General features: G+C 73.4%; 10 protein-coding genes. 2 read left to right on the top strand and 8 right to left on the bottom strand.

Translation table 11 applies throughout. The annotated features are described in order from the left end of the window. Positions 1-29: 29 nt before the first annotated feature. On the bottom strand, positions 30-1175 hold the full coding sequence (locus RI138_RS21410) for a cystathionine gamma-synthase (RefSeq protein ID WP_311121212.1): 1146 nt from the start codon (positions 1173-1175) through the stop codon (positions 30-32). A gap of 67 nt (positions 1176-1242) precedes the next feature. On the opposite strand from RI138_RS21410, the gene RI138_RS21405 reads away from it, so the two are divergent. After that, positions 1243-2346, top strand: a complete 1104-nt coding sequence (locus RI138_RS21405) for a hypothetical protein (RefSeq protein ID WP_096623652.1) — start codon at positions 1243-1245, stop codon at positions 2344-2346. A gap of 149 nt (positions 2347-2495) precedes the next feature. Beyond that, a complete protein-coding gene (gene msrA / locus RI138_RS21400) occupies positions 2496-3161 on the top strand; it encodes a peptide-methionine (S)-S-oxide reductase MsrA (RefSeq protein ID WP_096623650.1) in 666 nt (221 codons plus the stop codon). 16 nt (positions 3162-3177) lie between these two features. Here the strand turns inward: msrA and RI138_RS21395 are convergent, their stop codons facing one another. From RI138_RS21395 to RI138_RS21365, 7 genes are all read right to left on the bottom strand, one after another. After that, positions 3178-4164 (bottom strand): NAD-dependent epimerase/dehydratase family protein, encoded by a 987-nt coding sequence (locus RI138_RS21395; RefSeq protein ID WP_311121211.1) that lies wholly within the window; start codon positions 4162-4164, stop codon positions 3178-3180. 60 nt (positions 4165-4224) lie between these two features. Next, positions 4225-5358 carry a hypothetical protein gene (locus RI138_RS21390; protein WP_311121210.1) on the bottom strand — a complete coding sequence of 378 codons (1134 nt, stop codon included), beginning with the start codon at positions 5356-5358 and terminating at the stop codon, positions 4225-4227. Next, positions 5355-6056, bottom strand: coding sequence for an HAD-IA family hydrolase (locus RI138_RS21385; RefSeq protein ID WP_311121209.1), 702 nt, complete (start codon positions 6054-6056; stop codon positions 5355-5357). The genes RI138_RS21390 and RI138_RS21385 overlap by 4 nt, the downstream gene beginning before the upstream one ends. Further along, positions 6049-7293: an ATP-grasp domain-containing protein gene (locus RI138_RS21380; RefSeq protein ID WP_311121208.1), complete on the bottom strand. Its 1245-nt coding sequence runs from the start codon at positions 7291-7293 to the stop codon at positions 6049-6051. Before RI138_RS21380 ends, RI138_RS21385 begins: the two co-directional genes overlap by 8 nt. A 175-nt stretch (positions 7294-7468) precedes the next feature. Beyond that, the gene (locus tag RI138_RS21375) at positions 7469-10021 is read right to left on the bottom strand and encodes a non-ribosomal peptide synthetase (RefSeq protein WP_311121207.1); all 2553 of its coding nucleotides are present in this window, start codon (positions 10019-10021) and stop codon (positions 7469-7471) included. Beyond that, positions 10018-11643 (bottom strand): AMP-binding protein, encoded by a 1626-nt coding sequence (locus RI138_RS21370; protein ID WP_311121206.1) that lies wholly within the window; start codon positions 11641-11643, stop codon positions 10018-10020. The genes RI138_RS21375 and RI138_RS21370 overlap by 4 nt, the downstream gene beginning before the upstream one ends. Then, positions 11622-12932: an enoyl-CoA hydratase/isomerase family protein gene (locus RI138_RS21365; RefSeq protein ID WP_311121205.1), complete on the bottom strand. Its 1311-nt coding sequence runs from the start codon at positions 12930-12932 to the stop codon at positions 11622-11624. The genes RI138_RS21370 and RI138_RS21365 overlap by 22 nt, the downstream gene beginning before the upstream one ends. Between the last annotated feature and the right edge of the window lie 69 nt (positions 12933-13001).

The raw sequence follows: 13001 nt of genomic DNA, 5'->3' as shown, positions 1-13001 counted from the left end.
GGCGCCCGGTGCGTCGCAGTGCTGCGTGATCAGCCCAGCGCCTGCGTGAGGTCGGCGAGCAGGTCGTCGCCGTTCTCGATGCCGACGGAGAGCCGGACCAGGTCGGCCGGGACCTCCAGCAGGGAGCCCGCGACGGAGGCGTGCGTCATCCGGCCCGGATGCTCGACCAGCGACTCCACACCACCGAGGGACTCACCGAGCGTGAACAGCTTGGCCCGGTTGCAGACCTCGACCGCCGCCTCCTCGCCGCCCGCGACGCGGAAGGAGACCATTCCGCCGAACGCCTTCATCTGCTTGGCGGCGACCTCGTGGCCGGGGTGCTCGGACAGGCCCGGGTAGAGGACCTGGGTGACCTTGGGGTGGCGGGTCAGCAGGTCGGCGACCTTGGTGGCGTTCTCGGTGTGCCGGTCCATGCGGACGGCGAGCGTCTTGATGCCGCGCAGTACGAGCCAGGCGTCGAAGGGACCGGCGACCGCGCCCATGGCGTTCTGGTGGAACGCCAGCTCCTCGGCCAGCTCCGGGTCGCTGACGACGAGCGCGCCGCCGACGACGTCGGAGTGGCCGCCCATGTACTTGGTGGTGGAGTGCACGACGACATCCGCGCCGAGGGACAGCGGCTGCTGGAGGTAGGGGGAGGCGAAGGTGTTGTCGACGACGAGGCGGGCCCCGGCCTCCCGGGCGACCTGGGCGACGGCGGCGATGTCGGTGATGCCGAGCAGCGGGTTGGAGGGGGTCTCGACCCAGACGGCCCTGGTGCGCGGGGTGAGCGCGGCCCGGACGGCCGCCACGTCCGAGGTGTCGGCCACCGAGAACTCCACACCCCACCGCGCGGCGACCTTCGCGAACAGCCGGAACGTGCCGCCGTAGGCGTCGTTGGGGATGACCACGTGGTCGCCGGGGGTCAGCAGCGTACGCAGGAGGCAGTCCTCGGCGGCGAGACCGGAGGCGAAGGCGAGACCGCGGCGGCCGCCTTCCAGGGCCGCCAGGTTCTCCTCCAGGGCGGTGCGGGTCGGGTTGGCGCTGCGGCTGTACTCGTAGCCGCCGCGCAGTCCGCCCACGCCGTCCTGCTTGTACGTGGACACCTGGTAGATGGGCGGAACCACGGCGCCGGTGAGGGGGTCGGCGGTGTTCCCCGCGTGGATGGCGAGGGTCTCGAAGCTGTGCTGGTCGCTCATGGCCCCGAGCGTAGTTCGTCACGAGGGCCCTTACCGCCCACTCGCCGCTCCGGGGACAATGGGGGCCATGGAGATTCTGTTGTTCCTGCTCGCGATGTGCATGCTGGCCGCCGTGATCGGCCCCTGGGTCATGCGCCGCCGGGGCGGTATCCGCCAGGTCGCCCCGGGTTCGCCGGACGCCGCCGACCCCGACACGTACGGCTTCGCCCGCCAGGAGGAGCTGGACGTCCGGATGCCCGGCCCCGATCAGGACCTCCTGGACGTCCTCGACGTCGTCCAGGCCACCCAGGACTGGCGGGCCGCCTCCCAGCTGCTCGCCGGTACGCCGAAGGAGGGCGAGGTCCGCTGGCAGCGCGTCCAGGCCTTCGCGGGTGCGGCCTCGCTGGAGCTGGCGCAGCAGCCGGGGAAGGGCGGGGCGTGGCTGCGCGCCTGGCGTGCGGAGTCCCCGAAGGACGCGGGCGGCGCGGCGGTGCACGCGGAGTTCCTGGTACAGCAGGCGTGGCGCTCCTCGTCGGCCGGGAGCGACGACTTCCGGATCATCCTGGAGGAGGCCCGTACGGTCTGCGGCGAGGCGGCCCTCCTCGCCCCCGGCGACCCCGTCCCCTACATCGTGGAACTGGCGGTGGCCCGGGGCCTGGGCTACGCCCCCGAGCAGTTCGACCAGCTCTGGGCGAAGATCATCGACCGGGCTCCGGCGCACTTCGGCGCGCACCTCGCGGCCCTGCACTTCCACTGCGAGAAGTGGCACGGCTCCCGCGAGGACGCCGACGCCTTCGCCACGGCCGCCGCCGCCCGCGCCCCGCAGGGCTCGCTGCTGGCCGCGCTGCCGTTGTTCGCGGTGTACGAGCACCTGCCGGAGGTCAACCTCGTACAGGGCTTCTACCGCAGCCAGGTGGTGACCAAGGCGGTGGAGGGCGCGATGTTCGCGGTCCACGCGGCCCGCCCGGACGACCCGATGCTCGCCCACGTCCGCCACCTGCTGGTGCTGTTCCTGGTCCACATGGAGCGCTGGTCGGAGGCGATGCACCAGCTGGTCCGCATCGACGGCCATGTGGGCGCCCTGCCGTGGACGGCGGGCCCGGACCCGGCCGCGCAGTACACGGTCTACCGGGCGCTGGCGGTCGCGGGCTACGAGGCGAACGGCGGCAGCCCGGCGACGCTGCCGCACTGAGGGCTGGCGCGGCACCGCGACCGGGAGACGGCACGGACCCGGGCCTTCGCGCGGACCCTGGCGGCGGAGGCGGCGTCCGTCCGCCCCGGAATCCCGGCGGCCGTTCCCGCGTTGTACGTAGCGAACCCGACCCCGGAGGAGCCATCCGCATGTTCCTGAACCGCCGTACCCCCGAGCTCCCCACCCCCGAGCAGGCCCTGCGCGGCCGCCCCGTGCCCGAATTCACCGTCCCCTCCCGCCACACGGTCCTCGGCAACCCCTTGGTGGGGCCGTATCCGGAGGGCCTGGAGGTCGCGGACTTCGCGCTGGGCTGTTTCTGGGGTGCGGAGCGGAAGTTCTGGCAGACGGAGGGCGTCTGGACGACGCTCGTCGGCTACCAGGGCGGCTACACGGAGAACCCCACGTACGAGGAGGCCTGCTCGGGGCTGACCGGGCACACGGAGGCGGTCCGCGTGGTCTTCGACCCGGCGGTCGTCACGTACGAGGAGCTGCTGAAGCTGTTCTGGGAGTCGCACAACCCGACGCAGGGCTTCCGCCAGGGCAACGACGTGGGCACCCAGTACCGCTCGGCGCTCTACACCCACTCCCCCGCGCAGGCGGCGGCCGCCGAGGCTTCCCGTGAGGCGTACCAGAAGGTCCTGACTGCCTCGGGGCACAAGGAGATCACCACGGAGATCCTGCCTGCCGAGGGCCGCCCGTTCTGGCCTGCGGAGGCGTATCACCAGCAGTATCTGGACAAGAACCCGGGCGGCTACTGCGGGATCGGCGGTACGGGGGTGTCCTGCCCGGTCGGCGTCGCCCCGACCGGCACCTGACCGTCGGCGGTTGCCCTCACCCGAGCCCTGCCAGCACCTCCTTCTCCCGTTCCGGGGACAGGCCGTCCGCGAGGGGTGGTGCCGTGTCCTCGGGCAGGGCGCGGCGCCAGGTCCAGGTGTCGTGGACCGTGTCCTGGAGGGGGCGGCAGCGCAGGCCCGTGGCCAGTGCCCTGGTCACGTCTCCCGCGTGAATCGCCGCGTGGAGGTCGCTGCCCGGTGGGGCCCAGATGGGGAGGTCGCTCCAGCCTCCGACACCCGCTGCCTCGATGGCCTCCGGGGTGGCCCAGCGCAGTTCGGCGGTGGATCCCGTGGCCCGTACGCAGGCGTCCAGCAGGTCGCCCATCGTGCTGTGGTCGCGGGGGCCCACCAGGTTGTAGGGGCCGTGCAGTCCGGCGGTCAGGGCGTCGAGCAGCCAGGTCGCGAGGTCGCGGGCGTCGACGTACTGGAGCGGGGTGTCCCTCGGGCCGGGGGCGAGGACCGGGCCGCCCCGGGCCACCCGGTCCAGCCACCAGGTCAGGCGTCCGGGCGTCTCGTGCGGGCCGAGGATCAGGCCGGGCCTGACGATCAGGGTTCGCTCCTCGCCGAACTCCCTGAGCACGGCCAGCTCCGCACCGCGTTTGTCGGCCGGGAAGTCCGTCGCCCCGGCGTCGGGGTCCCCCTCGGCCAGGGGGCCGAACTCGTCCAGGCCCGCCGGGGCGGGCCAGGCGTACACCGAGCGGCTGGAGACGAACGCGTAGCGGGCCGCCCGGTCGGCGAGCAGCCGGGCCGCGTCCCGTACGACCGTGGGGGCGGACGACCAGGTGTCGACGACCGCGTCCCACTCGCCGGTGGTGAGGGCGGTGAGGCCGTCGGATTGTGTACGGTCGCCGGTCAGGACCCGTACGCCGGGTGGGGCCGGGTGCTCGCCCCGGTGGAGGACGGTGACGTCCCAGCCCCGGTCGCGTGCGGCCTCGGCGACCGCGCGGCCCCCGAAGCCCGTACCGCCGAGCAGCAGCAGTTTCACTGTGTGCCTGTGCCTTCCCTGTGGTGGTGACAGTGGGGTGGGTGCGCGATGTCCGTACCGTCAGCCCGTCGTCCTGGCCCGGTACGCCGCGAACCGCTCGCTGATCTCCCGCGCCCGGCCCTCCGCCTCCGACAGCTTCATCTCGGCGCAGTCGTAGCCCAGTTCTTCGGTCATGACGGCCATCGACGCGGGCTCGAAGACGACGGTGCCGTCCGCGCGTATCTCGCGGATGCCGTCCTGCGCCTGGCCCGACACGTTGATCGCGTGGGCCTCCTCGTCGGTCATGCCGTCCGGCAGCAGCGGCCGGAACTTTCCGGACTCGATCGCCACGGGGAAGCCGCCCAGCGCGCCGTCCGTGCCGGGCGCGTGGACGACCGCGTCCCGCCCGTCGGCCAGCGGCTCCAGGACGCTCAGCGCCGAGGCCGCCGTCATGGTCTGGCCGGCCAGACCGCCGGTTCGGCGGTACTGGGCGGGCAGCCTGCGGAGGAGGGCGGCGGTGTCGAGCTCGGCCGTCACGTCGCGGCCGTCGACACGGATGCCGAGGCCCATCGCGGCCGGGCCGCTGTTGCCGTGGCGCGACAGGCGGTGCGAGACGTAGTGGTGGGCGACGAGCCGCACCTCGACGTCGGCGGTGGAGCGGCCGAGCTCGTCGGCGGCGGCCGCGGTGATGCCGGGCACGTTGTTGGCGACGTTGCCGATGCCGATGTGGGGCGAGAGGCCGATCGCGGTGAGCGCCGGGTGCACGGCGTCGGGGTAGGCCGCGTTGACGACGACGGCCTCGGTCCCGGAGAGCTTGACGGCTTCCATGGCCTTCATCACCGGGACCAGGTGCATCGGCAGCCAGGGGCCGTAGTTGGCGGCGTACACGCGCTGGAAGGCGGAGGCCTCCAGGGTGGAGATGACCCACCACGACTGGTAGCTGGCGGCGAGGAAGATGACGTCCGGTGCGAAGGCCGCGATGCGTTCGGCGGTGCGCGCCACGTCGGTCAGGTCCGTCAGGGCGTGGCTGACGGTGGGCGCGTAGCCGCGCTGTACGGCGCAGAAGCGGGTCAGGTTCGTGGCTCGCAGCGCCACTTCCTCATCCCGGCCGACCAGTTGGACGTGCCGCTCGCCGGTGCTGTGGGCGAGTTCGTGGAAGACGCGGCGGCCGAGGTCTCCGGCGCCCAGGACCATGATCTTGCGGGGCTGGTTCATGACGTACCTCCGAGGGGTGCGGTGGCGAGCGAGGTGGGGGGCGCGAGCCGGTGCGCTTCGCGGACCAGGCCGGGCAGTTCGCGCAGGGAGGGGAAGGTGCGGACGCCGTCGCGGTGCGGGCCGACGGCGGGGTCGGCGGTGTACTGGAGGACCCGCATCCCGGCGCCGAGTGCGGCGTCCACACCGACCGGGCTGTCCTCGACGACGACGCAGTCGTCCACGTCGGCGGCGCACTCGGCGGCCGCCCACAGGAACAGCTTCGGGTCGGGCTTCCAGGCGTTGATGTCGTACGCGGAGAAGAGCCGGCCCTCGAAGTGGTGCAGGATGCCCGCCTTGCCGAGGCGGTCCGCCATGATGTCCGGCGGGCTGTTGGAGGCGACGCACATGCCGGTGTTGGGGGTCGCGCTCAGCTGCTCCAGGGCGTGGGCGACCCCCTCGATGGGCTCCAGCCAGGAGCCGATCAGCTCGTCGCACTTGGCGCGGGCGAGCGCCATGGCTCCGGCGGGCGGCGGGGTGCCGGTGATCTCCTCCATGAGGTCGAGGCACTCCTGCATCTTCTTTCCGGAGAACAGCTCGTCCCGCTGGTCCTTGCCGAGGGGAAGACCCATCAGCTCGCCGATGTACGCGAGCCCGCCGTTCTCGGCGTCCTGGGTGTCGACCAGGACGCCGTCCAGGTCGAAGATGACGAACTCACTCATAGGTGATCCAGTCCACGTTCTCGATGGCGGCGACGGTCGCGGCCAGTTGCCGGTGGTTCGCGGCGGAGCCGATGACGGCCGCCGTGTTGCCGCGTGCGCCGATGCGCCAGTCGGCGGCGGCGCCCGGTTCGGCCAGCACGGTGACGCGGTCCACGTCGGGCAGTCGGCGCAGGGCGGAGACGTTGCGGATCGAGGCCACCTTGCGGGCCCCGACCGGCGGCACGATCAGGTAGTGGAAGGCGATCGGGCCGTCCTGTTTGACCTCGGGTGTCTCGTACGGCAGGCCGAGCGCGGCGGCGACCGCCACCCGGGCGGGGTCGGAGGTGCCCGAGCGGATCGCGAGGTCGTCGACCCAGGCGCCGAGGCGGCCGTTGACCTCGATGACCCGGGGGCCTTCGGCGGTCAGCTTGATCTCGACGTCGGCGACGCCGTGGATGTTCAGGGCGCGTACCGCGCGGCACGCCAGGTCCCGTACGGCCAGTTCCTCGTCCTGCGGCACGACGGAGAAGCCGCCGTAGCCGCCGCGCTCGCGGAAGGGCTCGGCCAGTGCGAACTTGCTGGTCACGAAGACCGGCCGGACGTCGTCGCCGTCGGCGACGCAGTCCACCGCGATGTAGTCGCCCCAGGGGGCCGGGGTCTCCCGGCCGACGAGCAGCTCCTCCAGCATCACCGCGGTCTCGGCGGGGCCGTCGTCGCCGGAGAACATCTGGGCCAGGGCCGCGTGGCACTCCTCGGCCGTCGCCACGGCCTGGGTGTTGCGGCTGGAGGCGCCGATCACCGGCTTGATGATGGCGGGCAGTCCGACGTACGCGAGTGCCTCGTCGGCCTGTTCGGTGCCGGTGATCGTACGGAAGCGGACGCTGTCGACGCCCGCCTCGGCGAAGCGCTGCCGCTGGAGGTCCTTGTGGGTGATCGCGTCGACGTCGGCGGGCCGGTGGTAGCGCAGCCCGAGTGCGTCGGCGAGCCGTACGGTCGGGGCGATCTGGAACTCGCTGAAGGTGATGATGCCCGCCGGGCCGAGCGCGCGCAGTTCCGCCACGAGCTCCGCCTCGGTGCGGCCCTCCGCGTCCACGACGGAACCGACCGTCTCCAGCGTGGGGATCATCTCCCGCGCGTGGTCGGTTCCGGCCGTCACGAAGACCAGCGAGCAGCCGTTGTCCCGGGCGGCTTCGGCCAGCCTGGTCGGTGCGAGGCTCCCCGTGTCGTAGACGACGAGAAGCACCGGCTTGTCACTCATGGGGCAACCTCTGTGTTCCGGGCCCCGTGCGGGGCAGGGGCCTGCGCCGAGGCGCATGGACGTAGGTAAGTACGGGTGATGTCGGGGAATGTGGTGGTAAGTCGGGTGGGAGAAGGGTGTGGCGGGTCTGCGGACTGTCGTCGTGACAGTCCGCGGGGCGTGCGCTGCCCTCCGGTCAGGCCGCCGGGAATCCGCCCGCGCGGCGCGCCGTGGTCAGGGCCTTCGCCAGCGTCTCGACCGTCGAGCAGGTGAACAGCACCCGCACCGGGATCTCCAGGCCGAATTCCTCCTGGAGCCGCAGCGCCGTCCGGGTCGCGGTCAGCGAGTCGCCGCCGAGTTCGAAGAAGTCGTCGTGGGCGCCGACCTCGTCCGCCCACAGCGCGTCCGCCCACACGCGGGCGACGGCGCGCTCCGCGGGGGTGCGGGGTGCCACGAACTCGGCTTCCAGGCCGGTCCGTTCGCCGTCCGGGGCGGGCAGCGCGGTGCGGTCGGTCTTGCCGCTGGTGGTCAGCGGCAGCCGGTCGAGGAAGACGAACGCGCCGGGCACCATGTAGCCGGGCAGCCCGCGCCCGCACCAGTCGCGCAGGGCGCCCACGCCCGGGGTGCGGCCCTTTGCCGGTACGCAGTACGCGACGAGCGCCTTCTCGCCGGGGACGCCGCCGGGAACGTCCTCGCGGACGGTCACCACGCAGGCGTCCACATCGGCGTGGGCCAGGAGCGCGGACTCGATCTCGCCCAGCTCGATGCGGAAGCCGCGCACCTTCACCTGGTGGTCCAGGCGCCCGAGAAACTCCAGGTTCCCGTCGGGCAGCCACCGCACCAGGTCCCCGGTGCGGTACACCCGGGCGGACGCCCCGTCGGCCGCGTGCCCGGGGAAGGGGTGCGCGGTGAACCGCTCCCCGGTCAGCTCCGGGCGGCCCAGGTAGCCGCGTGCCACGCCCCGGCCGCCGATGAGGAGTTCACCGGGTACGCCGACGGGCACCGGCCGGTCGGCCTCGTCCACGACGTACGCCTCGGTGCCCGGGGTGGGGCGGCCGATCGGTACGGGGCCCGCCGCGTCGCGGATCTCGGCGACCGTCGCGTAGACCGTGGTCTCGGTCGGGCCGTATCCGTTGACGACCCGGCGGCCCGCGCGCAGCATCTTCGCGGCCAGGTCGGCGGGGAGCGCCTCCCCGGCGGTGAAGACGGTCAGGTCGCGCGGTCCTGGCCGGTCGCCGAGGGCGTCCAGGAGCGGCCGCCACGCCGACGGGGTGGCCTGGACGAGGGTGACGTCGTGCCGGTCGACGAGGGCGGCGAGAGCGCCGGGGGTGTGGACCTGTTCGCGGTCGGCGCCGATGATCCGGCCCCCGGTGACCAACGGCAGGAACACCTCGACGTTCGCGATGTCGAAGGTGGCCGAGGTGGTGAACAGGACCCGGTCGCTCGCGGGCGCCGGGAAGACCTCCCGCATCCCCAGGAGCAGGCCGGTCAGTGAACCGAGCGTGATGGCGACGCCCTTGGGGGTGCCGGTCGACCCGGAGGTGTAGAGGACGTAGGCGAGGTCGTCCGGCCCGGTGGTGGAGGCGGGGTCCGCCGCGTCGGCGGTGGCGATCGCCTCGCGGTCGGTGTCGACGGTGACGAGGGCGCGGCCCTCGGCGGCGAGCCGTCCGCGCAGGGTCTCCTGGGTGACGACGACGGGTGCGGCGGTGTCGCGCAGGACGAAGCCGAGCCGGTCCACGGGGTGTTCGGGGTCGAGCGGTACGTATGCCCCGCCCGCTTTCAGGACCGCGAGCAGCGCGACGATCAGCTCGGGGCCGCGCTCCAGGCAGACGCCGACGGGAACGTCCGGCGCGACCCCGAGCGACCTCAGGTGGTGGGCCAGCCGGTTGGCGCGGGCGTTGAGACCGCCGTACGTGACCTCCTCGTCGCCGAAGACCACGGCGACCGCTTCGGGGGTCCGCCCGGCCTGCTCGGCCACCAGCTCGGCGACCTGGCGGTCGGCCGGGCGGGCGGCGGGGCCGGCGCTCCACTCGGTGAGCAGCAGGCGCCGCTCGGCCCCGTCGAGCAGGTCGAGGTCGCCCAGCGCGCTGCCGGGGTGCCCGGCAACGGCGGTGAGCAGGGTGAGGAGGTTCCCGGCGAACCGCTCGGCGGTCGCCGCGTCGAAGAGCGCGGTGCTGTGGTCGAGGTGGAGCCGAAGCCCGGTCCCGTCGTCCTCGTGGGTCAGCTGGAGGTCGGGCGGGCAGGTGCCGGCGAGGGGGGCTCCACCGCCCTCCGGTCCGGTGAACAGAGCCTGGACCAGCGGGTGGTGGCCGCTGTCCGGTTCCGGTACGAGGGCGGTGACGAGCTGCTGGAACGGGACGCCCCGGTCCTGGGCCCCGCGCAGCGCCGCACCGACCCGGTCCACCAGGTCCCCGAAGGTCGCCGCCGCCAGATCGGTGCGTATGACGGCGAGTTCCTCCGCCACGGGCGTGCCGACGGCCACGTCCTGCCGACGGCTCCAGCGCCCCAGCAGCAGCTGGTACGCCGCGAGCAGCACCACCGGCAGCGGCGCGCCGTATCCGGCCGCGGCCTTGCGCAGGGCGTCCGCCGTGGCGGCCGGGACGGTGTGCGTGCGGCGGGCCGTACCGGGCTCGCGCACCGAGGGGCGCGGGCGGTCGGCGGGCAGCTCCAGGGGGTCGAGGCCCGCCAGTTCGGTGCGCCACCACTCCAGGCGGGCGGCCGGGTCCGTCGCTTCGGCCGTATCAGTCATGACCCCTCCGGGGTGCCGAGGATCCGCGCCAGTGCGTTGCGGTCCGTCTTTCCGTTGTCGTTGAGCGGCAGGCCGTCCAGCCGGGTGATCCGCGCGGGCACCATGTGCAGCGGGACCTGCTCGCGCAGCCAGGCGTCGAACCGCGCCGGGTCCGTCTCCCGGCCCGCGTAGGCGGCGACCAGCTCGGTCTCCCCCTCCGCCGTCGGGAGCGCGATCACGGCGACGTCGACGATCGCCGGGTGGCGGCGGACGACCGCCTCCACCTCGCCGATCTCCACCCGGTGGCCGCGGATCTTGACCTGCTGGTCGAGCCGGCCGCAGTGCACCATGACCCCGCCCTCGCGGCGGACCCGGTCACCGGTGCGGTACCAGTGGCGGTCGGTGAGCGGGCCGGAGCCGTCGTACACGGTGGCCCGGCCGCCCTCCTCGTACCGGAGGAAGCGGCCGGTGTTCTCGCGCGGGTCGAGATAGCCGTCGAAGCGCTGCGGGCCGCGTACGCACAGCTCGCCCTCGTCCGTCTCCCGCCCGTCCTCGTCCAGCAGGACGCCTTCCATGCCCGGGTACATCGTGCCGATCGGCACCGTGCCGCCGCTGAACTCGGCCCAGCTCGAACTGGGCCCGGTCAGGAGGTGGTTGGAGCAGCAGATGGTCACCTCGGTCGGGCCGTACATGTTGTGGATCGCCGAGTTCGGGGCCACCTCCCGCCACAGCGCGACGTGCTGGACGGTGACCGGCTCGGCGCCGAACAGGCTGTGCTTGAGGGTGACGCAGCGCCCCAGCGGGAGGTTGCCGAGCCGCTGGGCCTCGCGCACCACCGACGGCACGGAGAACCAGTGGGTCAGCTCCCGCTCCACGATGAAGTCGACCGGCGAGTAGAGGTCGGCCGCCGTCGGGACGACCAGGGTGCCGCCGCCGCCCCAGGTCGCGAAGAGGTCGAAGGCGTGCGCGTCGAAGGTCAGGCCGAAGACCTGGGTGAGGCGGCTGCCCGGGCCGATCTCGTAGCGCGGGATGTTGTGTTCGAGGTACGGGGAGAACTGGCGGTGCAGGATCGGCACGCCCTTGGGCTGGCCGGTGGACCCCGAGGTGAACAGGAGGTAGGCCTCGCGTCCGAGGTCGGCGGGGACCGGCGGCAGCGTCTCCTGGAGCGCCCCCTCCAGCAGGTCCGGGTCGGCGCGCTCGTCCTCGGCCAGCTCCAGCACGGTCGGCCGGTGCCGCTCGGGAAGCAGCCCGAAGAGGCCCGCGGCCCGGTCGTCGACGAGAGCGACGGTGACCCCGGCGCGCTGGGCGATGTCGAGGTTGCGCTGCTGCGGGTAGTCCGGGTTCAGCGGCACCACGGCCGCGCCGAGCCGCTGGATCGCCAGATATCCGGCGTACGCGCCCACCGAGCGGGTGGCGGCGAGCGCGACCCGGTCGGGCAGCCCGCCGTGCTTGTGCACGATGCGGGCGGCCAGGGTGAGGGCGAGGCGGCGCAGTTCGGCGTAGGTGAGGACCTCGTCGCCGATCTCCAGCGCGGGGTGGCCGGGCAGCCGCAGGGCGGATTCCTCGAACCACTGGTACATCGTGCGGTGGGGCAGGGTGCCGGGGAGGCTGTCGGTGGTGGTCATCGGTTCCTCGATATCCATGTGCGTTCCAGGTTCTCCACCAGGTCGCTGCTGGTCAGACGTCTGCACTGCTCCACGGCGTATGTCGCCATGTAGTGCCGGAACTCGTCCTCGGGCTCCTCGTGGGCGTGCAGGACACGGCGGTTGTTGACGACGGCCGGGTTGGCCAGCTCGGCCGCCGCGGCCTCCACCGCCGCGTCCAGCCGGTCCGCGGGGACCGCCTCGTCGCACAGCAGCCGCCCCTCGGGCGATGCGGCGTCGATCCGCCGGTCGGCGAAGATCGCCTGCCGGGCCAGCCGGCTGCCCGCGACCCGGGGCAGCCGCAGGTTGGCGGCGCCCGGGATGATCCCCTCGCGCAGGGCCGGGAGGGTGAAGTAGGCGTCGTCGGCGGCGATCACCCGGTCGAAGACGAGCAGGATCTGTGCCCCGCCGCCGATCGCGAAGGTGTCCACGGCGGCGATCCAGGGCTTCTCGACGGATTCCGGAAGCCAGCCGGTGCCGTCGTCCGGGACGCTGAGCCCCCGGAAGATCTTGTTGATGTAGCCGAGTTCGCGCCCCAGGAAGAAGTCGATGAGCGAGATCTCGCCCTCGTAGAGGCGGGTGAGGTTGATGCCCGCGCTGAACACCCGGCGCCCGGCGTAGCGCGGGTGGGTCATCGACGCGCCGCGCATCACGCCCACCCGGATCGAGTCGTCCAGCAGCACCAGGTCGACGGCCGCCTCCAGTGCGGCGACCAGCAGGTCGTCCTCGGCGTTGAGGAACCGTGTGTTGTGCACGGTGACCTCGCCCGTGCCGCCCCGGCGCGTCACGGAGACGAGGCCGAGGTCGGCGTGGCCGGTGGCCCGGAAGCCGGGCAGTGCGGCCAGCGCCTTCGGGGTCGGCCTGCGCATCGCCTCCAGGAGGTGCGGCCCGGCCGTGGCGTCCCGCAGGAGGCCCCAGAAGAAGATCCCGTGGTCGGTCTCCCGGCCCTCCTTGTCGCGCTGCGGCCTGCGCCGCTCCTCCTCGGCCTGGCTCTTCGTCGGTACGAGTCCGGGCACCAGGGTGTCCGCCCGGGCGGTGAGGTCGTCCAGCCTGAGGAACTCACGCCGCTCATCGGTCAGTTCGGCGTAGAGGGCGGCCGCGTGGCGTTCCATGAACCGCCGCCGGGCGCGGCGGGCGGCCGAGTGCAGCGGGGCGGCCGTCGCCCGGTCCGGGCCTGCGGCGCGCAGCGCTTCCTCGCTCCGGACGAGGAAGCCGACGGTGGCGGCACGGTCGTCGGCGTACCCCCGGCCCAGGCCGGGCGCGGGCCCGGGCGATGTGCTCGTCGTCATGTGCGCGCTGTCCCCCGTCGTGGTCCGTGCCGGTTCCGTGGTCCGTACCGGTTCCGCCGTTCGTCCTGC

Source organism: Streptomyces durocortorensis, from assembly GCF_031760065.1.
Taxonomy (GTDB): domain Bacteria; phylum Actinomycetota; class Actinomycetes; order Streptomycetales; family Streptomycetaceae; genus Streptomyces.
Note: the sequence above shows the minus strand (reverse complement) of the source record. Positions and strands in the feature narration are given on the sequence as shown.

Excerpts from the sequence above, each read along its gene's own strand:
- RI138_RS21410 (WP_311121212.1), bottom strand. The coding sequence starts at position 1,175 with ATGAGCGACCAGCACAGCTTCGAGACCCTCGCCATCCACGCGGGGAAC.
- RI138_RS21405 (WP_096623652.1), top strand. The coding sequence starts at position 1,243 with ATGGAGATTCTGTTGTTCCTGCTCGCGATGTGCATGCTGGCCGCCGTG.
- msrA (WP_096623650.1), top strand. The coding sequence starts at position 2,496 with ATGTTCCTGAACCGCCGTACCCCCGAGCTCCCCACCCCCGAGCAGGCC.
- RI138_RS21390 (WP_311121210.1), bottom strand. The coding sequence starts at position 5,358 with ATGAACCAGCCCCGCAAGATCATGGTCCTGGGCGCCGGAGACCTCGGC.
- RI138_RS21385 (WP_311121209.1), bottom strand. The coding sequence starts at position 6,056 with ATGAGTGAGTTCGTCATCTTCGACCTGGACGGCGTCCTGGTCGACACC.
- RI138_RS21380 (WP_311121208.1), bottom strand. The coding sequence starts at position 7,293 with ATGAGTGACAAGCCGGTGCTTCTCGTCGTCTACGACACGGGGAGCCTC.
- RI138_RS21375 (WP_311121207.1), bottom strand. The coding sequence starts at position 10,021 with ATGACTGATACGGCCGAAGCGACGGACCCGGCCGCCCGCCTGGAGTGG.
- RI138_RS21370 (WP_311121206.1), bottom strand. The coding sequence starts at position 11,643 with ATGGATATCGAGGAACCGATGACCACCACCGACAGCCTCCCCGGCACC.
- RI138_RS21365 (WP_311121205.1), bottom strand. The coding sequence starts at position 12,932 with ATGACGACGAGCACATCGCCCGGGCCCGCGCCCGGCCTGGGCCGGGGG.